The sequence below is a fragment of the Sphingopyxis sp. OPL5 genome, assembly GCF_003797775.2.
In the GTDB taxonomy this organism is placed as follows: domain Bacteria; phylum Pseudomonadota; class Alphaproteobacteria; order Sphingomonadales; family Sphingomonadaceae; genus Sphingopyxis.
Genome location: NZ_CP060725.1, coordinates 2,748,634 through 2,769,287, shown reverse-complemented (window position 1 = coordinate 2,769,287; position 20,654 = coordinate 2,748,634). Strand labels below are relative to the sequence as shown.

Below are 20,654 nucleotides of genomic sequence, written 5' to 3'. Positions count from 1 at the left end.
TCAGCCCCCGGCTGATCAAGGATGTGCCGGGGGCACATCCGACCTGATACTGGGAGGGCATGTCGAGGGCCGTGGGCTTGTGCGAAACAGGCCCTCCCCCGACCCCTCCCGCAAGCGGGAGGGGAGATTATTCGCCCTCGACCGCCGCCTTGTGCATGCGGCCGTTGAGCACATAATGCGCGACGCCGGCCTGCATGCCCGCGGCCTGTTCGTCGCCGATCTCGCGCACGCGGCGCGCGGGCGAACCCGCCCACAGTTCGCGGCCGGGGATTTCCTTATTCTCGGTGAGTAGCGCCCCCGCGGCAAGCATCGCATCGCTGCCGATCCGGCAACCATTCATCACCGTCGCTTTCAGCCCGACGAAAGCCCGGTCTGCCAGCACGCAGCCATGGACCATCGCGAGATGGCCGATCAGAACATCCTCGCCGATGATCGTCGGATAGCCTTCCGGGCGGTGCGGCATCGGGCCATCGCAATGGACGACGGTCCCGTCCTGGATGTTCGAGCGCGCGCCGACGACGATATGGCTGACATCGGCGCGCAGCACGCAATTATACCAGATGCTGACGTCGGGGCCGATCGTCACGTCGCCGATGATCCGGCAACCGGGCGCGATGAAGGCGCTGGGGTCGATCCGCGGCGTCTTGCCGTTGACCGTGATGATGCTGATGTCGGTTCGAGTCATTCGCTGCGGCCTCCGATGATATTCTTCCAGATCAGGATCGGCAGAGTCGAGGCATAATCATCGGTCCATCGCGCAAATCCCTCGCGTGCCTCGAGCGGTACCCAGACGCCGTTGTCGAACGCTTTTTCGCGCGGACGGATGCCCCCGGTCAACTGCACCATCCGCTGCGGCGTCGCGGTAAAGGCGACCCAGTTCGACCCCGTGAGCGCGCTCGTCGGATCGTCCTGCCCGGCGGTATCCATGCGAATCGCGGCGGTCCACCCGCGCGCCTTGGCTTCAGCCGCGAGCACGGGTTCCAGATCGAAGAACCGGTTCGAGATATGGATGAGCAGCACCCCGTCGGGCTTGAGCGCGCGGGCATAAATGCCGATCGCTTCCTCGGTCAGCAGATGGAGGGGGATCGCATCCGACGAGAAGGCGTCGATCACAAGGATATCGAACTGCGCCGGGGGCCGTTTTTCGATCTGCAGTCGCGCGTCGCCGATGACGATCGGCGTGTCGCCCGCGCATTTCGAAAGGAAGGTGAATTTCGACGGGTCGCGCGCGATGTCGACCATCACCGGGTCGATCTCGAAGATCGTCCATTGCTGGCCGGGCTTGCGATAGCAGGACAGCGTGCCCGCCCCCAGCCCGACGATGCCGACCGCGGCATCGGGGCCGGCAAGTTCGCTGGCCTTGTCGAGCGTCAGCCCGACCCCCGACTGATGGCCATAGTAAGTGGTGGGTTCGATCTCGCGTCCGGGCTGTGTGTTCTGAAGCCCGTGCAGCGTGGTGCCGTGCGCAAGGCGCCGCTGATGATTTTGCGGGTCGTCGGTGACCGTATAGACGCCGAAATAACTGCGCGTCCGCATGCCATGCTCGCCCTTTTCGAGCGTATCGACCCCGCCGACCCCCAACATCAACAGCGCGAGCGCGGTGACATAGGCCCAGCGCCAGCCGATGACGAGCAGGCCGATGAGCAGGATCAGCCCCGCCCAAAGGCCATTGCTGCCCTGGAAGGTGCCATCCCAGCCCTGCGCCAGATTCCAGCAGGCGAAGGCGGCGACGAGCAGCATGGCGATGACGAAGGGCAAAGGCCTCCGGACCTTCAGCCACTCGTTCCACGGCAGGAAGGCGGGCAGCGGCAGCAAGGCGGCCGCCGCGAGCACCAGCAAGGGATGTTCATAGACCCAGTCGAACAGCAACGGCGCAAACAGCGCCGCAAAGAGGCCGCCGACCACGCCGCCCGCCGACATGACGAGATAGAAGAGCGTCAGATGCTGCGGCGCGGGACGCAGATGGTGGAGATAGTCATGGAGCGCGGTGGCGACGACGAACAGCATGACGAGGCTCATCAGCGCGACGAGCATCGACCCGCCGCCGGTGCTGAGCAGCGCCTGTCCGCCCGCGATCAGCAGCACCGCGGGCGCGAGCACGCGGAAGGTCTGCTTGAGGGGATCGGCGTTGGAAAAGGCGACCACGAAGCTGAGCAGATAGAGGCCGAGCGGCAGCACCCACAGCAAGGGCATGGCGACGATGTCGGTGGTGAGGTGCGTCGTCGTCGACAGCATCAACCCCGACGGTACGGCGGCAATGAGCAGCCAGTGGAGCTGGCGCCGCAGCGTCGGGCGCGGTTCGTCGGCGACGGGCGCGGTATCGGCGGCCGCGACCGCATGGCTGCGCCAGCGCGCCGCCCCAGCGGCAGCGACGAGCCCGACAAGCAGTGCATAGCCGGCGGTCCAGCCCCAGCTTTGCGCCGCGAGCGGCAGATTGGGTTCGACGAGCGCGGGATAGGAGATCAGCCCCGCAAAGCTGCCGAGGTTCGAGGCGGCGTAGAGATAATAGGGATCGCCCGCACGGGTGTCCGCGGCGAACCACCGCTGGATCAGCGGTGCCTGCGCCGAGACCGCGAAAAACACCGGGCCGATCGAGGCGAGCAGCAAGAGCGGCACCCACAGCGCCTCTTGCCCCGGCGCCGGCGGCGCGATGGCGGCGATGCCGATCGGCAGCCACAGCGCGGCGAGCAGCAGCAGCGCGACATGGATCATCGCCTGGCGCCGCACCTGGAAGCGACCGAGCCAATGCGCATAGGCATAGCCGCCGAGCAGCAGCGCCTGATAGACCAGCATCGCGCTGTTCCACACCGCCGGGGCACCGCCCAATTTGGGCAGCACCATGCGCGCGACCATCGGCTGAACCTGGAAGAGAAGGAAGCTGCCGACCAGGATGGTCAGCACAAAAAGCCAGCGCCGCGGTGTTGCCGTCATTATCGGGTCGGTCCCTTGTTCAAACGGAAAGGCTCAGTCGGAAAGGCCCAGGCGGAGCGGATCATGCGCCAAGCAGTCTCGCCGCGTGGAGCGCATGATAGGTCAGGATGCCCGAGGCGCCGGCGCGGCGAAAGGCGAGCAGGGTTTCGAGGACGAGCGCGTCGCGGTCGCCCGCGCCCGCCGCCGCCGCCGCCTCGATCATCGCATATTCGCCCGACACCTGATAGGCGAAGACGGGCACTTCGAAGCGCTGCTTCACCGCGCGGACGATATCGAGATAGGGCAGGCCGGGCTTGACCATGACGCTGTCGGCGCCCTCGGCAAGGTCCATTTCGACCTCACGCAGCGCCTCTTCGGCGTTGGCGGGATCCATCTGATAGCCCTTTTTGTCGCCCTTCAAGAGGCCGCGCGAGCCGACCGCGTCGCGGAAGGGGCCATAGAAGGCCGAGGCATATTTGGCGGCATAGCTCATGATCTGGACATGGCCGAAACCCTCGCCCTCGAGGGCGGCGCGGATCGCGCCGATGCGGCCGTCCATCATGTCGCTGGGCGCGATGATGTCGGCACCGGCGCGTGCCTGGTTCAGCGCCTGGCCGACGAGCACGTTAACCGTCTCGTCGTTGAGGACGCGGCCGTCATCGTCGACCAGCCCGTCCTGCCCATGGCTGGTGTAAGGATCGAGCGCGACGTCGGTCAGCACGCCGATGGCGTCGCCATGCGCCGCCTTGATCGCGCGCACCGCGCGGCACATGAGATTGTCGGGATTGAGCGCCTCGGCGCCATCCTCGCTGCGCCGATCGGCCTCGGTATAGGGAAAGAGCGCGAGGCACGGGATGCCGGCGGCGATCGCCTCGCCCGCGCGTTCGACGATCAGGTCGACCGACCAGCGCGACACGCCGGGCAGGCTGGCGATCGGTTCCTCGACGTCCTCGCCGGCGCAAACGAACAGCGGCCAGATGAGGTTGGCGGGGGTGAGGTGATTTTCGCGCACCATGGCGCGGCTCCATGCGGTGCGGCGGGTCCGGCGCAGGCGGAGGTCGGGAAAGGCGGCGCGAGTCATGGCGCGTGCATAGCGGGGTGATGGCACAGGGCCAATGGATATTGGCTATTTAGGCCCCTCCCCTTCGGGGGGAGGGGTAAGCTGGTCAGATGCCGCCGCCGACGCGTTTCGATGCAACGTCGGACAGGCTCCCGAGCTTCGGCGCTTCGGCCTGCTTCGCTGCCACCGGGGTCAGCGCGGCGCCCGGAGTCACCGCGGTGAGCTGGCGGATACGGGCGCGGAAGTCGGCGAGCGCCTTGCCCTCGAGCTGCGCGCGGGTGACGAAGCTGGCGGTCGCGGGGTTCACCGCGACGCCGTTGCGATAGACTTCGAAATGGAGGTGCGGGCCGGTCGAGAGGCCGGTCGAACCGATATAGCCGATCACCTGGCCGCGATTGACGCGCTGGCCGGGGCGGACCGCGATGCGGCTCATATGGCCGTAACCGGTCCCGACGCCGCCGCCATGGCTGAGCTTGACGAAATTGCCGAAGCCGCCATGGCGTCCGGCGATCGAGACCACGCCGTCGCTGACCGCATAGATGGGGGCGCCATAGCCGCCGCCGAAATCGACACCGCTGTGCATACGCTTGTAACCGAGGATCGGGTGGCGGCGCATGCCGAAGCCCGAGGTCTGGCGGCCGTTGGTCGGGCGGACCATACCGCCGCGCGTCTCGCCGGCGCCCGATGCCTCGAACCATTGCACCCGGCCGTCGACATTCCATTCGATCATCGACAGCTTCTGCTTTCCGCCGCGCACGAGTCCGGCATAGAGCAATTTGCCGACTTCGCTCTCGCCGGTTTCGGCGCGGCGATAGTCGACGATGATGTCATATTCGTCGCCGGCACGGACATCGCTGGCGACCGAAATCTGTTTGCCGATGACGCGGAGATAGGCCTGGATCGCCTCGGGCGGGGCGCCGGCGGCGCGCGCCGAGCGATAGAGGCTGTCACCGACGCGGCCGCGGATGCGCAGCGGCGTCGCGTCGACCGCGATCGGAATGCGGCGCATGACGAGGCGGCCATCGACGCGCTCCATCTCGATACGCAGGTCGAAGCGTGCACGCATCGCGAGCGCGTCGACCGGGCGCGGCATGGTGCGCGCGGCGCGGCGGCCGAGGATCAGGTCGATGCGCGTGCCCGGTGCGATGTCGGCGAGCGGCACCGCGCCCGACACCTGGCTCGCGAGCGCCTGCGCATCGGCGCTGCCAACGCCCGAGCGTTCGAGCAGGCGCGCGAAGCTGTCGCCGCTGCCCAGCGTGGCGGTGAGTTCGATTTGCGGCCGTTCGGGGGTCTGGGTGAGCGGGCGGACGGCGTCGGTCGCCGCCATGTGCCGCCCGGTGTCGCCGCCGAGCGCGAGCGGTACGATCATCTGCGCCCGGGCTTCGTTGAAATCGGCGGCGGCGAGCGCCGGGGCGCCGCCGGCCTGCAGCGGCTGGATGCCGGGAAAGGTCGAAATGGCGGCGGCGCACAGCGCGGTCAGCGTCGCGAGCCCGCGCCACCATGTCCGCGACCCGATATCGTCGCCGAGGTCGGGCGCGAGGTCGAGATTGGCGAGCCGGTCGCGCCAGCCTTCATGCCATTTGAGGTCGGGGGCGGGGTCGACGACGCCGTTGCGTCCGAAGGATATCGCCTGCGTCATCGACAGCGCGGCGGCATTGCCGGTCATGCCCGCGATGGGTTCGTGACGCTGGAACAAGACTGCAACCCCCACTCGGATCGCCGCTCCCGCCTCCCGCGCGAACGCCGCCGATGTTGTTTCCGACTGCTCGTCTGTAAAGAAAGGTCGTTAAAGTCAATTTAATGGGCCGGGGCACGAAAGCGCTTGCGGCGAGCCGTGGCCGAGGTGGGATATGACGTGAAACAAAAGAAAATGACCTTTCACGGCGCCATCCGTCGATCCGCTGTTGCACCGCAACGCGGGCCATGCCAGCTTGGCCATTAAGAAAATGTCGTCTCCCGCATCCAGCCCGGTCAAGGCCGTCCTTGGCCCCACCAACACCGGCAAAACCCATTTGGCGGTCGAGCGCCTGACCGCCCATTCGAGCGGCATGATCGGCTTTCCGCTTCGCCTGCTGGCGCGCGAGGTTTACGATCGCGTCGTCCACATCAAGGGGCCGAAGCAGGTCGCGCTGGTCACCGGCGAAGAGCGGATCATGCCGCCCGACGCGCGCTACCTGCTCGGCACGATGGAAGCGCTGCCCATCGAGCGCGACGTCGCCTTCGTCGGGATCGACGAGGCGCAACTTGGCGCCGACCCCGAACGCGGCCACGTCTTCACCGACCGGATGCTCCGCGCCCGCGGCCGCGAGGAGACGATGATCCTGGGGTCGGCGAGCATCCATGGCCTCGTCCGCGACCTGGTGCCCGAGGCCGAGATCATCACCCGGCCGCGTTTTTCGACCTTGAGCTATGCCGGGACGTGCAAGCTGTCGCGGCTGCCCAAACGCTCGGCGGTCGTCGCCTTCTCGGCCGAGGAGGTTTATGCGATCGCCGAAATGCTGCGCCGTTTTTCGGGCGGCGCCGCAGTGGTGATGGGGGCGCTGTCCCCGCGCACCCGCAACGCGCAGGTCGAGATGTTCCAGGCCGGCGAGGTCGATTACCTCGTCGCGACCGACGCGATCGGCATGGGGCTGAACCTCGACGTCCAGCATGTCGCCTTTGCGAGCCTGCAGAAATTCGACGGGCGGCGGCTGCGGCGGCTGACGGTGTCGGAAATGGCGCAGATCGCCGGACGCGCCGGGCGGCACCAGCAGGACGGGACATTCGGGACCGTCGGCCTGCCGCAGGGCGGCTTCACCCCCGAGGAGATCCACGCGATCGAGGGGCATCATTTCCCGCCGCTGCAGAGCGTCTACTGGCGCGAGCCCAACCCGGGCTATGCGACGCTCGACCAGTTGCTCGCCGACCTCGCGCAGCCGCCGTCGCACCCCCGCCTGCGCGCGGCGCCCGAGGCGGTCGACCTGGCGGTGCTCAAACATCTGGCGGGAGACATGGAGGTCCGCGCGCGCGGCGGCGACTTCGATGTGGTGGCGCGATTGTGGGATGCGTGCGGACTGCCCGATTTCGAGCAGCTCGGCGCCGAGCATCATAGCCGCACCGTGTTCAAGCTGTGGCAGTGGCGGACCAACGGCGACGGGATGATCGACCCCGACTGGTTCGCGAAGAAGCTGGCACGGCTCGACATCGTCGAGGGCGACATCGACCAGCTCGCGAGCCGGATCGCGGCGGTGCGCACGCTCTGTTTCATCGCCCAGCGCGGCGACTGGATCGCCGATGCGGCGGGCTGGACCGCGCAGACGCAAGTGCTCGAGACGCGGCTGTCCGACGCGCTGCACGCCGCCCTAGCGCAGCGCTTCGTCGACCGGCGGCTCGCGCTGCTGATCCGCGATGCAGGGCAGCGCCACGCCGCGCTGCCGGTCGCGGTCGGCGCCGACGGCACCGTTGCGGTCGACGGCGAGGCGATCGGGACACTGAAAGGGTTTCAGTTCAAGGTCGATGCGCAGGCGCGTGCGAGCGACCATCGGCTGCTGCTCGCGGCGGCGGAAAAGCATCTGCGCGCCGAGATGGCGCGGCGGGCGACCGCGCTCGCCGAGGGCGAGGATGCGGCGCTGGCGCTGGTCAGCGTGGCGGGCGAGACGCCGCAAATCGCCTGGCACGGCGATGTCGTCGCGACGCTCGCCAAGGGGCCGACTTTGGTCCAGCCGGCGATCCTGATCGAACCGGCGTTGCGCCGGCTCGAAGTGCCGCAGGTGCAGGCGATCGTCGAGCGATTGCAGCGCTTCGTCGCGGCGCAGCTCGCACGCCACGCCGGCCCGCTTGCGGCGATGGGCGAAGCCGCCGGCGACCTGTTCACCCCGCCGCGCACGCGCGCGCTGTTGGCGGCGCTTGTGGATGGTGGCGGCTTTGTTGCGCGCACGGGCGTCGACGAGCAACTCGCCGCGATGAGCACCGAGGAACGCCCGTTGCTGCGCAAGATCGGGCTGACGATCGGCTCGCTCGATCTGTTCCACCCCTTGCTGCTGAAACCCGAGGCGGTGCGCTGGCGCGCCGCCTTGCTCGCCGCGCAGCAGGGTGGGCGCCTGCCCGTGCTGCCGCCGCATGGCGCGGTGTGGCAGAAGGACGGCCCCGTCGTCGGGCTCGGCATCGCGGGGTTCCGCCGCTGCGGCGAAGGCTGGCTGCGCATCGACATGGCCGAGCGGCTGGCGCGCCAGGCGCACGCGGCGCGATTGCAGGCCGAGGCCAAGCCGCCGGCACCGATCGCCGGTGGCGACGAGCATGACGAGAATCATGGCGGACACGAGGTCGCGTCGGCCCCGCCGCCCGCCGGCTTCGCGATCGACCCGGCGCTGGCGACCTCGCTGGGACTCGACACCGGCGCGCGGCGCGGGCTGCTCCAGGCCTTCGGCTTTCGCAGTGTCGGCGAGCCCGAACTCGACCGCTGGCGCTGGTCGGGACATCGCGGCCGCGACAAGAAGCCGCGCCGCAAGCAAGGCCGGCGCCCGCACCCGGCGCGGCCCGACGCGGCGGCGAAGACCGGCCAGCCCGTCGTGGCGCCCGCCAAGCCGCGCAAGGACAAGCGGCACAAGACGGGCAAACCGGGCGGCGCGCCGCCGCCCCCGCCGCCACGGCCGGATCGCCCCGACCGCCCGGCACGACGCGGACCGTCACCGCACAGCCCCTTCGCGGGCCTCGCCGCGATGCTGGCGGATGCGCGGAAGGATTGAATGACCCACCCGAGCGCCACGGGGAGCATCCGGCTCGACAAGCTGCTCTGGTATCTGCGCCTGGCGCGTTCACGCAGTCTGGCGCAAGCGATCGTCGCGGCGGGGCATATACGGCTCGACGGGCGGCGCGTGACGCGCGCCTCGTGCCCGGTCCACGCGGGGCAGGTCCTGGTGCTGCCGGTCGGCGAGCGGATCGAGGTGGTCCGCCTGCTCGCCCTCCCCGACCGCCGCGGCCCCGCATCCGAGGCGCAAGCCTGCTATGTGCGGCTGGGCAGCGACACGTCGGCCATCGGCAACTAATCTATCGACGCGACCAGAAAAGCTGTGCCGTCAAACGGCGGCGGCGCGCCTATCGAGTGAGAGTGATTCGCAACTACCCGAAAGCGTTGACGCGTCGCCGCCGCGCGGCATAGGAGGCGGGGAATCGCAACAAACAGGCGGCGCGATGCCGCCGACCGAGGGAGCCAACCCATGACCTATGTCGTCACCGACGCCTGCATCCGGTGCAAATATATGGACTGCGTCGAGGTGTGCCCCGTCGACTGCTTCTACGAAGGCGAGAATATGCTCGTCATCAACCCGAACGAGTGCATCGACTGCGGCGTGTGCGAACCCGAATGTCCCGCCGAAGCGATCCTGCCCGACACCGAGAGCGGGCTGGAAAAATGGCTGGAAATCAACACCAAGTTCAGCGCCGAATGGCCGAACATCACGGTCAAGAAGGACAGCCCCGCCGACGCCGACGAGTATAAGGGCGTCGAAGGCAAGTTCGAGAAGCTCTTCTCCGCCGAACCCGGCGAAGGCGACTGATTGCGATCCGGGGCGGCACGATGTCCGCCCCTTTTGCCCCCTTGAAACCGTCCTGCTTGGCGCCGATGTAAGGCAGCGGAGGGGCCAGCCCGTCGATTCCTGACGCGGCATCCCGAATAACGAAGGACGAATTTTCCATGATCGACCCGCTCGCCGCCCTGGTTCCCGTCGTCGTCGAGCAGACGAGCCGCGGCGAACGCAGCTTCGACATTTTCTCGCGCCTGCTGCGCGAACGGATCATCTTCGTCACCGGCGAGGTCGAGGATCAGATGGCCTCGCTGATCACCGCCCAGCTGTTGTTCCTCGAATCGGAAAATCCGAAGAAGGACATCTATATGTACATCAACTCGCCGGGCGGTGTGGTCACGGCGGGCATGGCGATTCACGACACGATGCAATATATCCGGCCGCGCGTCGGCACCGTGTGCGTCGGTCAGGCCGCATCGATGGGGAGCTTTCTGCTCGCTGCGGGCGAACCCGGCATGCGCGTCGCGCTGACCAACGCCCGCGTCATGATCCACCAGCCTTCGGGCGGGGCCCGCGGCATGGCGTCGGACATCGAGATCCAGGCCCGCGAGATCCTGCGCATCCGCAAGCGGATGAACGACCTGTATGTGAAGTACACCGGCAAGTCTTTGAAAGACATTGAAAAGGCGATGGACCGCGACACGTTCCTCGAGGCCGAAGAGGCCAAGGAATTCGGCCTCGTCGACCAGGTGTTCGACCGCCGTCCCGGCGCCCCGGGCGACGACGCGCCCAAGGAAGTGAGCGAAGGGCCGACGCCCTGAAATGACACAGGCGAACGGGCGGCAAGGACGTGGTAACCGCGTTTCTTGACGCCCCGTTCGCCGCCAGTCGCTAGCCGGGACATTGTGCCAATGTCACCCAATTGCCATATTGTAATTGGGTTGGCGGGGGCTAGGATGATCGGCGGCGCCTCCAGCGGGGGCGGCGCCAGCATGGGTTTTGCGGCGTTTCGCACGACCCCAAAAGGAATTTTATGACCAAGCTCTCTGGCTCCGACAGCAAGAGCACCCTCTATTGCTCCTTCTGCGGCAAATCGCAGCATGAAGTGCGCAAGCTGATCGCCGGGCCGACCGTCTTCATCTGCGACGAATGCGTCGAGCTGTGCAACGACATCATCCGCGAGGAGATCAAGGGCGGTGTCGCCGCGCGCAAGGACGGCGCGGTGCCGACCCCGCTCGAAATCTGTCAGCATCTCGACAATTATGTCATCGGCCAGAACACCGCCAAGCGCGTGCTGTCGGTCGCGGTGCACAATCACTACAAGCGCCTCGCCAACTCGGGCCGCGGCGACGAGGTCGAACTGGCGAAGTCGAATATCCTGCTCGTCGGTCCGACCGGCAGCGGCAAGACCCTGCTCGCACAGACGCTCGCGCGCTTCCTCGACGTGCCCTTCACCATGGCCGACGCGACGACGCTGACCGAGGCCGGCTACGTCGGCGAGGATGTCGAGAATATCATTCTCAAGCTGCTCCAGTCGTCCGACTATAATGTCGAAAAGGCGCAGCGCGGCATCGTCTATATCGACGAGATCGACAAGATCAGCCGCAAGGCCGAGAATCCCTCGATCACCCGCGACGTGTCGGGCGAAGGCGTGCAGCAGGCGCTGCTCAAGCTGATGGAAGGCACGACCGCGTCGGTGCCGCCGCAGGGCGGACGCAAGCATCCGCAGCAGGAATTCTTGCAGGTCGACACGACGAACATATTGTTCATCGCGGGCGGCGCGTTCAGCGGGCTTGAAAAGATCATCGGCGACCGCCTGCAGGGCAAGTCGATCGGTTTCGGCGCGCATGTCGCCGGCCCCGACGAGCGCCGCATGGGCGAAGTGCTGAAGAATATCGAACCCGAGGATCTGCTGAAATTCGGCCTGATCCCTGAATTTGTTGGCCGCCTGCCCGTCATCGCGACGCTCGAGGATCTCGACATCGACGCGCTGGTCAAGATTTTGGGCGAGCCCAAGAATGCGCTGGTGAAGCAGTATCGCAAGCTGTTCGACCTCGAAGAGGTCGTGCTGACCTTCACCGACGACGCGCTGGTCGCGGTCGCCAAAAAGGCGATCGAACGCAAGACCGGCGCGCGCGGGCTGCGCTCGATCGTCGAGGCGATCCTGCTCGACACGATGTTCGACCTGCCCGACCTGACCGACGTGGTCGAGATCGTCGTCGACAAGGATGTCGTCGAGGGCCGCAAAGACCCCGTGCGCGTCTATGCCGACAAGGCGAAAGAGGCCGGCGACGCCGCCTGAGTCGCGGCGCGCGCCGGATCGGCGCGCGCCGACGATGTTGCATTGCAGCAACAGTCATCCGGAAAAACGCACCGCGGCTTGTGGATAAGTCGGCGGGCGCAACGCAAATTCGCGCTTTTTCGTTGCCACGCCCCGCGGCCCGCCGCGCGCGGCTTGCACTGTCACATTTGCTGTCACAATCGTGCCACATGCGGGCTTCAGGGGCGCTCGCAGGTTGAGGCGCGCCCCAAGATCGTGCGCCTGCCGAATGCACACCAAAGGGGACTTTCATGAAACTTCGTTATTCGATCGCCGCTAGCCTGATGGCTATGAGCGTGGCGACCGTCGTCGCCGCGCCTGCGCAGGCGCAGCAGATCACGACCGGCATCCAGGGCCAGGTCAGCGACGACAACGGCGCGCCGGTCAGCGGCGCGACGGTCGTCATCACCGACACCCGCACCGGCGCCGCGCGCACCATCGTCGCCGGTTCGGACGGCCGCTTCACCGCAAGCGGCCTCGTCACCGGCGGACCTTACTCGGTTTCGGCCAATGCCGATGGCTTTGAAGGCCAGTCGCTGAGCGAAATCTATACCACCCTGCAGGGCAACACCGACCTTCGGTTCCAGCTGGCATCGGGCGGCGGCGAGATCGTCGTCACCGGCACCCGCGTCCGCGTGACCCAACTCGCGGTCGGCCCGGGCACCAGCTTCACCACCGAAGTCCTGCAAAGCGCGCCGTCGTTCAACCGCGACATCCGCGACATCATCCGCCTCGATCCGCGCGTCAGCCTCGACCGCGATGACGGCGGCTCGGGCCAGGATCGCGTCTCGTGCCTCGGTGGCAACGACCGCGGCAACGCCTTCACCGTCGACGGCATCAGCCAGGGCGACATCTACGGCCTGAACGACACCGGCTTCTCGTCGCGTTCGTCGACCCCGATCCCCTATGACGCGGTTCGCGAAACGCAGGTCCAGTTCGCCCCGTTCGACGTCGATTACGGCCAGTTCACCGGCTGCGCGATCAACGTCGTCACCAAGTCGGGTACCAACGACTATAAATTCGGCGGCTTCTTCGAATATTCCGACAACGGCATGCGTGGCGATTCACTGCCCGGCATCCCCAAGGTTGCACCGGTCAAGCCCGAGAAGCGCTGGGGCGCCTGGCTCGGCGGCCCGATCATCAAGGATCGCCTGTTCTTCTTCGGCGCCTATGAGCATCAGGAAGCCGGCCAGTCGCAGGACGATGGTCCGACCGGCGCGGGCTACGCCAATCCGCAGACCGGCATCTCGCTCGATCAGTTCAACGCCATCTCGGATGTCCTCAGCGACGTCTATGGCATCGAGACCGGCCCGCTGGTCACCAACCGCCCGTACAAGAACGATCGCTATTTCGGTCGCCTCGACTGGCAGATCAACGACAACCATCGTCTCGAGCTGACCTATCAGCGCCTCGAGGAAGGCTCGACCCGCCCCGACGACCTGTTCACCGGCTCGTCGCCGCAGGCGATCGGCCTGAACACCTTCTATACCAGCGGTACCAAGTCGAACTATTATTCGGGACGCCTCTATTCGCAGTGGACCGACGAATTCTCGACCGAACTGCGCTATTCGCGCTCGGAAGTCCGTGATCGCCAGGATCCGGTCGGCGGCGGCGAAGCCCAATCGGGCAGCCCGATCCCGCGCATCATCGTCGGCATCGACAATGCCACCGGCACCGATGGCACCATTCTTGCCGGACCCGGCAACTCGCGTTCGGCGAACGACCTGCGCACCAACATCGACCAGTATCGCGCCGTTGCGAAGCTGGTGACCGGCGCGCACACGCTGAAGGTCGGGGCCGAACTCAACCGCGCCGACCTGTTCAACCTGTTCGTCCAGAATGCGACGGGCACGCTGGTGTTCCGCAACATCGACGACCTGCGTGCAGGCCTGCTCTCGCCGGGCGTCCGCCCTGCCGGCGCAAACCCGCTCTGCACGACCGCAACGACCTCGACCACCCCGGTCAACGTGGTCAACGGCTGTACCTTCGGGGCGTTCGGCAACTTCTCGGCCACCGGCGACGTCAACGACGCCGCCGCCCAGTTCACGCGCAGCAACTATTCGATCTTCGCGCAGGACGAATGGGAGATCAGCAGCCAGCTCAACGCCGTGCTCGGCGTGCGCATGGACTGGTACGACGGCGGCCGCCCGGCGCTGAACCCCGTGTTCCAGCAGCGGTACGGCATCCCCAACAACACCAGCTTCAGCAACCTGCCGCCGGTAATCATGCCGCGCCTCGCGCTGACCTATGACTTCGACGATTTCGCGGTGTTCGGCCGGCCGAAGCTGACCGGCGGCGTCGGCATCTTCTCGGGCGGCGACCCGGTCGTTTGGTTCGGCAACGCCTTCCAGAACGATGGCCGCGGCTTCGCGACCGGCACGACGGCCGATACGGCGTGCGGCCTCGCGCCGGGCCAGCAGCTCGACGTGGTCGTCAACGGCCAGTTCACCGGCGTCCCGACCTGCTTCCAGTCGTCGGCCTCGGCAAGCGCCGCGCGCGGTCTGGGCGACACCCAGTCGATCAACCCGAACATCAAGATGCCGACGGTGCTGCGCGCCAACATCGGCTTCACGTCGGAACTGAACCTTGCCCCCTCGGGCTTCTTCAGCGGCTGGAACCTGACGCTCGACTATATCTACAGCAAGTATCGCAATCCGTTCACCATCGTCGACCTGTCGCAGACGGTTAACCCGGCGCTCGGTATCAACGGCTACACGATCGACGGTCGCCCGCTCTATCGCGCGATTGACCCGAACGTCGCGGGCTGTACCGCGAAGCTCGTTGGCCTGAACCCGGGCCCCGTATATCAGAACGTCAACGCAGTCTGCTTCAACACCAGCCGCGACGACGAACTGATGCTGACCAACGCGGGCAGTTTCCGCAGCCATATCGCGTCGTTCATCCTGCAGAAGACCTTCGACGGCGGGCTGTTCACCGAGAACGGCAGTGTCGATTTCAACTTCGGCTACAGCTACACCGACTCGCAGGATCGGCGGAACATGTACAACTCGACGGCCGGGTCGAACTATGACCTGACCGCCGCGTTCGACCGCCAGAACCCCGCCGCATCGCGTGGCTTTTTCAACAGCAAGCACAATATCTCGACGCGCCTCGCGTTCCGCGAAGAATTCTTCGACGATCTGTCGACGCGCTTCGCGATCAGCTTCGTTGCGCGTTCGGGCCGTCCGTACAGCCTGACCTTCGGCGGCAGCGGTCTGTTCAACGACGCGGACTCGGGTTCTAACAACTCGCTGATCTATCTGCCGACGGGGATCAACGATCCGAACATCGCGCCGCAGGTCAGCAGCCCGACCGGAGCCTATGTCAGCGGATCGCGCAACTCGGCGGTTCAGGAACTGGTCGACCTTGCGAGCGGGCTCGGCTGCGCGAAGAAGTATCTCGGCAAGACGATCTCGCGGAACACTTGTTCGAACGACTGGTATTTCGACATGGACCTGTCCTTCTCGCAGGAAATCCCCGGTCCGGGTCGCCTGTTCGGCAAGAACGACAAGCTGAAGCTCTACGCCACGATGGACAACTTCCTGAACTTCCTCGACAACGGCTGGAACGTCCAGCATCGCCGGAACTTCTCGGGTCTGCAGGACATCGCCACGGTCAGCAGCATCGACTCGCAGGGCCGTTACGTTATCACCGGCGCCAACGGGGCGGCGGATTTCGCGGCCGACAACGGCATCAACGTGTCGTCGTCGGTGTGGCGCCTGAAGGTTGGCGTGTCGTACGAATTCTAATCGTACGACAAAAGGGGAAAAGATCGGGGCGCGGGAGGAAACTCCCGCGCCCTTTTCTTTGGGTGCTTTGCGGTGGGGAGAGGCCGATCGGCCATTTCCGTTCCCCGGCGAAGGCCGGGGCCCAGAGCGGTGGAAAGGCGGCGTTGCATTATCACGCCCTGGACCCCGGCCTTCGCCGGGGAACGGGTCGGATAGGTCCGCCCTCGCCCGCTACGGCTCGCTCAGGCGCCGGCGAGGCGGCGGGCGGTGTCCTGGACGAGCGCGATCATGTTGGGGACGCCCTGGGTGCGGTTCGACGACAGCTGGCGCGTCAGGTCGAAGGGGGCGAGCGCGGCGGTGACGTCCATCGCGGCGACCTCGCTCGCCGGCCGGTCCTGCACCGCGGCAAGGACAAGCGCGACGATACCCTTGGTGATCGCGGCATTGCTGTCGGCAAGGAAGTGGAGGCGGCCGTCGTCAGAGGGCACGGGGTAGACCCAGACGCTTGCCGAGCAGCCGCGCACCAGCGTGGCGTCGGTCTTGAGCGCATCGGGCATCGCCTCGAGGGTGCGGCCGAGGTCGATCAGCAGGCGATAGCGATCGTCGCCGTCGAGAAAGTCATATTCTTCGAAAATATCGTCGAGGCTGCGCATGGCGGCGGCCCTGACAGATTTGGGGAGGTCTGGGAAGGGTGCTTCCCGTCGCCCCCGCGAAGGCGGGGGCCGCAATCGGGCTTGCGCTACCTCTCCACCGGCCGTGTCGGGAGGCACGTGACTCCCGGCACCCTTCGCGGGGGCGACGGATCGTTAGAGATCCACGCCCGCGGCGATCGCTTCCAATTTGCGCAGCCGTTCCTTGAGGTCGGCGATCTCGATCCGCGATCCGGCGTGCGGGACATGCGCGTCCTGCGCCATCGGAGCGTGGCCGGCGGCGAGTTCCTCGCGCTTGAGCTGGATCCAGTCGCGCCAGCCGCGCAGCGCCACGATGCTGACGATGGTCAGGGCGGTGAGCGCAACCGCCGCAGCGGTGAGGTCGGGGGTGATGAAGGCCATGAGCTTGGCTCCTTTATCGGCGATCGGTGTTCTGGCGATCAGATTTGCGAGCGGTCGCGCAGCCGTTCGATTTCCTCGTCGAGGGTGGCGGCGCGATTGTTGTCGGTGGCGATGCGTTCGAGCACCTGGATGCGGTCCTTGAGGGTGCGAATCTCGGCCTGCAGCGCCTTGGTCTCGGCATCGTCCTTGGCGGGCGCGCCGACGAAATATTCATTGCCCCGGTTGTCGCGGCGGATGCCGTGCTTGGCGCGAATGATGCTGCCGATCGTCACGATGAGGACGATGCCGATAACCATTTCAAAGGGGTTCATGGGGGGATCCTTTCGAATATTTTTTAGTTGAGCGGCGCGTCGCGCAGCTTTTCGATTTCGTCCGAGACATCGACGCCCTTGTCGGTGACGATGCGCTCGAGGACGCGAACCCGCTGTTCCAGCCGTTCGGTGTGCGCGGCATATTGCGCCGCCTTTTCAGCCGTCTCGCTGGTGATCGCCTGGAGCTGGCGTTCCTTGAACTTCAGGTGGCGCTCATAGGCGGCAAAACCGATCCCGAAGATCACCGGCAGCCCGACGACGATGAAGAAGAAACCCAGGACAAATCCGCCGCTCATCGTTCAACTCCTCAATTCGCGGGGCGCCGCAGCGCCTCGATCTCGCTCGCCAGCCGGCCGCTCTCGTCGGTGACGATGCGCTCGATCACCGCGAGCCGGTCCTTGACCGAACCCAGTTCGGCGCGGAGTTGGGCATTTTCCTGGCTGACCAGTTTGATGCGTTCCATCGCCTCGTCGCCGGTCTTGGGATAGACCGCCTTGCCCCAGCTATTCTCGAGCGGATACCCGTTCTTGACGCGGAGCCAGGTGGTGAAGACCCAGCCGCCGACCGTCGTGATGCCGATGATGGCGGCGACGGGGGCGATGGCGTTGAGTACATCGAGATTCATGATTTTTCCCCTCAGCGCAGCCGGTCGATCTGATCGGCGAGTTGCGCCGACTGACCATTGGTTTCGGTTGCGATCCGTTCGAGGACCGAGATCCGGTCTTCGAGCCGGACGATCTTCTCGGCGAGCTTGGCATTGTCGCCTTCGAGCAGCGCGATTTTTCGATCAGCGTCGGGGTCGGTTCGATGAACCGTGCCACCCCATTCATTTTCAACCGGATAGCCGTGCTTGGCGCGGGTCCAGGTGGTGAACATCCAGCCGCCGATCGACAAGGCGATGATGGCGAGGACGAAACCGGTACCACCGAAATTCATCTGTCTTCTCCCTGTTGCCGACAATCGCGCTCAGCGCAGGCTGTCGATCTCGTCGGCGAGCCGACGGTTGTGGCTGGTGTAGTAGAGTTCGATGTCGGCGAGCCGGCGATCGATGTCGCGGAAGCGCGAGCGGATGTCGCGGGTCGACGCGGTCGGGTTCGAGCGCACGCCCTGCCAGAACTTCGCTTCCTCGTTCGAGCCATAGAGCGCGAAGGGTTTCGGCGTGCCCATCCAGGCGACCATCCAGTAGGCGATCAGCGTCCAGGGGAAGCCGCCCATCAGGGTGAGGAGGACGGCACCGACGCGGACCCAGAGCACATCGACCCCGCTGTAGTCGGCGATCCCCGAACACACACCGCTCCATTTGGCGTTCTGCTTGTCGAGGTAGAATTTGGTGCGGCTGGCAGACATCTCAGTTCCTCCTGGTCGGGTTTTCGAGTTGCGCCAGATCTTCATCGCTGCGAACCGCGGGGCGGAAATCGGGATGGTCGGCGCTGATGATGCGTTCGACGGTGTGGAGCCGGTTTTCGAGCCGGCGGGCGGTGTCGTAGAGTTCGTCGAGCAGCTGCTCATCTTCTCCGGTCAGCGTCTTGGCCTGTTTCCACTTGGTCACATAGTGGAGGATGAGCCAGGGCAGACCGAGGAAGAGAGTGCCGATGACGATCGGGACGATAATCACTTCTTCCATCGGTCCGGCTCCTTAGTTCTTGCTGGCCTGGGCCGCCTTGAGCGCGGCGAGCTCGTCGGCGACCTTGTCGGCGGCCTGGAGTTCGGCGATCTCTTCGTCGAGCGACTTCTTGTAACCCAGACCCAGCGCATCGGCACGGCCTTCGGCCTCGTCGACGCGGCGTTCGAGGATTTCGAAGCGCGAGAAGGCGTCTTCGACCCGGTCGCCGTTGGTCATCTCGCGCAGCTTGTAGCGATTCTCGGCGCTTTCGAGGCGGGTCGAGACGTTCGACTGGCGCGCACGCGCTTCGCTGAGCTTCTTCTGCAGCTTGGCGATGTCGTTCTCATAACCCTTGAGCGCGTCGTCGAGCACCGAAATTTCGCTCTTCAGCCGCTCGGCCATGTCGCCGGCCTTCTGCTTTTCGACGAGCGCGGCGGTGGCGAGGTCTTCGCGGTCCTTCGACAGCGCGAGTTCGGCCTTTTCCTTCCAGCTGTCCTGCAGGCTTTCGAGCTTGGTGATGTGGCGGCGCATTTCCTTTTGGTCCGCGATGGTGCGGGCGGCGGAGGCGCGGACTTCGACGAGCGTCTCGTTCATCTCGAAGATGATCTGGCGGATCATCTTTTCGGGATCCTCCGCGCGGTCGAGCAGGTCGGTGACGTTGGCGGCGATGATGTCGCGGGTGCGTGAAAAAATACCCATGTGACTAAACTCCTGATCGAAACGTCTTGCGTGTTTAAAAATGCTGGTGCCGGGGCGGGGCAAGGGGGGAGAGTGCCCCGGCACCAGTGCCGGTCAAGCCATCTGGCTGACCGCCGGGGTTGCTGCAGCGGCCGCGATCGCCATCCCGCCCGGGGAAGCGGCGATGCCGAAGGCGACTTGGGGCTGGTCGATCACGCCGACGAGGATCGCCAGAGCGCCGAGCGCGCTGAGCGCGAAGGTGGCGGTTTGGGCAAAAATCGGCTTCATGATCGTCAGTCCCTTTTTCGCTGCACCGGTGCGAGTTGCGCCGGTTCGTATGATGTAATGCAGAGAGCGTGCCAATTGCGGCGAAGGGCGCAAAACAGCCCAACTTCACACTGAAATGCCCTTTCGCGCCGATTTGACTTGCCAATCAGCGGGAAATTTTGCCAATCATTGGGAATGGAACGCGAAAGCCAATTCATCGGCCAGTCGGCGGCCTTTCAGGACTCGGTCGAGCGCGCCAGCCTCGCCGCGTCGCTCGACCGCCCGGTGCTGGTGATCGGCGAGCGCGGTACCGGCAAGGAACTGATCGCCGAACGCCTCCACCGCCTGTCGACGCGGTGGGACAAGCCCTATGTCATCATGAACTGCGCCGCGATGCCCGAGACGCTGATCGAATCGGAGTTGTTCGGGCACGAGGCGGGCGCCTTCACCGGTGCGACGCGCACCCGCGCCGGACGCTTCGAGGAAGCCGACGGCGGCACGCTGTTTCTCGACGAACTCGCCACCCTGTCGATGGGGGCGCAGGAACGGTTGCTGCGCGCGGTCGAATATGGCGAGGTGACGCGTGTCGGATCGTCGCGCCCGCTGCGTGTCGATGTGCGCATCGTCGCGGCGACCAACGAACATCTGCCGGCACTGGTCGACGACAATCGGTTCCGCGCCGATTTGCTCGACCGGCTGTCGTTCGAGGTGATCACCCTGCCCCCGCTACGCGCGCGCGAAGGCGATATCGAGGTGCTCGCGACCTATTTCGGCCAGCGCATGGCGGCGGTACTCGGCTGGGACGAATGGCCGGGCTTCGGTCCGCGCGCGCTCGCGGCGATGGAGGGGCACGACTGGCCGGGCAATGTCCGCGAGCTGCGCAACGTGATCGAGCGCGCCATCTATCGCTGGGCGGACCCCGAAAAGCCGGTCGACGCCTTGAGCTTCGATCCCTTCGCGAGCCCCTGGCAGCCGGCGGTGCGCAAGGTCGCGGCGAAAGCCGAATCATCGACGGCGCTATCGGACACGGCGCCCGCGCCCGTCGCGCCGCCGTCGGGCACGGTCAGCGATTTGCGCGCGGCGGTCGACGCCTATGAAAAGCAGATATTGTCCGACACGATGGCGCGCTGCCGCTTCAACCAGAAGATCGCCGCCGAGGCGCTGGGGCTGAGTTACGACCAGATCCGCCATGCGCTGAAGAAGCATGGGTTGAATTGAGGACCG

21 protein-coding genes are annotated in these 20,654 nt (G+C 66.1%); 7 read left to right on the top strand and 14 right to left on the bottom strand.

What is annotated here, in order from left to right; all coding sequences use genetic code 11:
- Nucleotides 1-127 precede the first annotated feature (127 nt).
- From EEB18_RS13260 to EEB18_RS13245, 4 genes are all read right to left on the bottom strand, one after another.
- Entirely contained in the window at nt 128-685 is a 558-nt protein-coding gene (locus EEB18_RS13260; RefSeq protein WP_187142193.1) for a gamma carbonic anhydrase family protein, read from the bottom strand.
- Complete coding sequence (locus EEB18_RS13255) at nt 682-2,931, bottom strand: spermidine synthase (protein ID WP_187142194.1); 2,250 nt, start codon at nt 2,929-2,931, stop codon at nt 682-684. Before EEB18_RS13255 ends, EEB18_RS13260 begins: the two co-directional genes overlap by 4 nt.
- Nucleotides 2,932-2,992: 61 nt before the next feature.
- A complete protein-coding gene (hemB, locus tag EEB18_RS13250) occupies nt 2,993-3,991 on the bottom strand; it encodes a porphobilinogen synthase (protein ID WP_187142195.1) in 999 nt (332 codons plus the stop codon).
- Nucleotides 3,992-4,076: 85 nt separating this feature from the next.
- Entirely contained in the window at nt 4,077-5,636 is a 1,560-nt protein-coding gene (locus EEB18_RS13245) for a M23 family metallopeptidase (protein ID WP_187142204.1), read from the bottom strand.
- 280 nt (nt 5,637-5,916) lie between these two features.
- On the opposite strand from EEB18_RS13245, the gene EEB18_RS13240 reads away from it, so the two are divergent.
- The 6 genes from EEB18_RS13240 to EEB18_RS13215 all read left to right on the top strand — a co-directional run bounded on the left by EEB18_RS13240 (nt 5,917) and on the right by EEB18_RS13215 (nt 15,540).
- Nucleotides 5,917-8,694: a helicase-related protein gene (locus tag EEB18_RS13240; RefSeq protein ID WP_187142196.1), complete on the top strand. Its 2,778-nt coding sequence runs from the start codon at nt 5,917-5,919 to the stop codon at nt 8,692-8,694.
- Nucleotides 8,695-8,994: an RNA-binding S4 domain-containing protein gene (locus EEB18_RS13235; protein WP_056345436.1), complete on the top strand. Its 300-nt coding sequence runs from the start codon at nt 8,695-8,697 to the stop codon at nt 8,992-8,994. It begins immediately after the preceding gene.
- A gap of 171 nt (nt 8,995-9,165) precedes the next feature.
- Nucleotides 9,166-9,504: a ferredoxin FdxA gene (gene fdxA / locus EEB18_RS13230; protein WP_056345433.1), complete on the top strand. Its 339-nt coding sequence runs from the start codon at nt 9,166-9,168 to the stop codon at nt 9,502-9,504.
- Nucleotides 9,505-9,641: 137 nt separating this feature from the next.
- The gene (clpP, locus tag EEB18_RS13225; RefSeq protein WP_056345431.1) at nt 9,642-10,292 is read left to right on the top strand and encodes an ATP-dependent Clp endopeptidase proteolytic subunit ClpP; all 651 of its coding nucleotides are present in this window, start codon (nt 9,642-9,644) and stop codon (nt 10,290-10,292) included.
- 212 nt (nt 10,293-10,504) lie between these two features.
- A complete protein-coding gene (clpX, locus tag EEB18_RS13220) occupies nt 10,505-11,773 on the top strand; it encodes an ATP-dependent Clp protease ATP-binding subunit ClpX (protein WP_056345428.1) in 1,269 nt (422 codons plus the stop codon).
- Between the two features lie 269 nt (nt 11,774-12,042).
- Nucleotides 12,043-15,540, top strand: a complete 3,498-nt coding sequence (locus EEB18_RS13215; RefSeq protein WP_187142197.1) for a TonB-dependent receptor — start codon at nt 12,043-12,045, stop codon at nt 15,538-15,540.
- A 221-nt stretch (nt 15,541-15,761) separates the two neighbouring features.
- Here EEB18_RS13215 and EEB18_RS13210 read toward each other — a convergent pair whose 3' ends face one another.
- From EEB18_RS13210 to EEB18_RS13165, 10 genes are all read right to left on the bottom strand, one after another.
- Nucleotides 15,762-16,172, bottom strand: coding sequence for a SufE family protein (locus EEB18_RS13210; RefSeq protein ID WP_187142198.1), 411 nt, complete (start codon nt 16,170-16,172; stop codon nt 15,762-15,764).
- A gap of 153 nt (nt 16,173-16,325) precedes the next feature.
- Entirely contained in the window at nt 16,326-16,571 is a 246-nt protein-coding gene (locus EEB18_RS13205) for a hypothetical protein (RefSeq protein WP_056345417.1), read from the bottom strand.
- Between the two features lie 38 nt (nt 16,572-16,609).
- Nucleotides 16,610-16,882, bottom strand: coding sequence for a hypothetical protein (locus EEB18_RS13200; RefSeq protein ID WP_056345414.1), 273 nt, complete (start codon nt 16,880-16,882; stop codon nt 16,610-16,612).
- Between the two features lie 23 nt (nt 16,883-16,905).
- Nucleotides 16,906-17,178 (bottom strand): hypothetical protein, encoded by a 273-nt coding sequence (locus EEB18_RS13195; protein WP_056345411.1) that lies wholly within the window; start codon nt 17,176-17,178, stop codon nt 16,906-16,908.
- Between the two features lie 11 nt (nt 17,179-17,189).
- Nucleotides 17,190-17,507 carry a hypothetical protein gene (locus EEB18_RS13190; RefSeq protein WP_187142199.1) on the bottom strand — a complete coding sequence of 106 codons (318 nt, stop codon included), beginning with the start codon at nt 17,505-17,507 and terminating at the stop codon, nt 17,190-17,192.
- Between the two features lie 11 nt (nt 17,508-17,518).
- Complete coding sequence (locus EEB18_RS13185) at nt 17,519-17,818, bottom strand: hypothetical protein (protein ID WP_056345406.1); 300 nt, start codon at nt 17,816-17,818, stop codon at nt 17,519-17,521.
- A gap of 30 nt (nt 17,819-17,848) precedes the next feature.
- Nucleotides 17,849-18,229, bottom strand: a complete 381-nt coding sequence (gene pspC, locus EEB18_RS13180) for an envelope stress response membrane protein PspC (RefSeq protein WP_056345403.1) — start codon at nt 18,227-18,229, stop codon at nt 17,849-17,851.
- A 1-nt stretch (nt 18,230) separates the two neighbouring features.
- Nucleotides 18,231-18,506, bottom strand: a complete 276-nt coding sequence (gene pspB / locus EEB18_RS13175) for an envelope stress response membrane protein PspB (RefSeq protein WP_056345400.1) — start codon at nt 18,504-18,506, stop codon at nt 18,231-18,233.
- A 12-nt stretch (nt 18,507-18,518) separates the two neighbouring features.
- Nucleotides 18,519-19,184, bottom strand: coding sequence for a phage shock protein PspA (gene pspA / locus EEB18_RS13170; protein WP_056345397.1), 666 nt, complete (start codon nt 19,182-19,184; stop codon nt 18,519-18,521).
- 93 nt (nt 19,185-19,277) lie between these two features.
- The gene (locus EEB18_RS13165; protein WP_156377605.1) at nt 19,278-19,451 is read right to left on the bottom strand and encodes a hypothetical protein; all 174 of its coding nucleotides are present in this window, start codon (nt 19,449-19,451) and stop codon (nt 19,278-19,280) included.
- A 174-nt stretch (nt 19,452-19,625) separates the two neighbouring features.
- Here EEB18_RS13165 and pspF point away from each other — a divergent pair, with 174 nt between their 5' ends.
- Nucleotides 19,626-20,648 carry a phage shock protein operon transcriptional activator gene (pspF, locus tag EEB18_RS13160; RefSeq protein WP_187142200.1) on the top strand — a complete coding sequence of 341 codons (1,023 nt, stop codon included), beginning with the start codon at nt 19,626-19,628 and terminating at the stop codon, nt 20,646-20,648.
- The last annotated feature ends 6 nt before the right edge of the window (nt 20,649-20,654 follow it).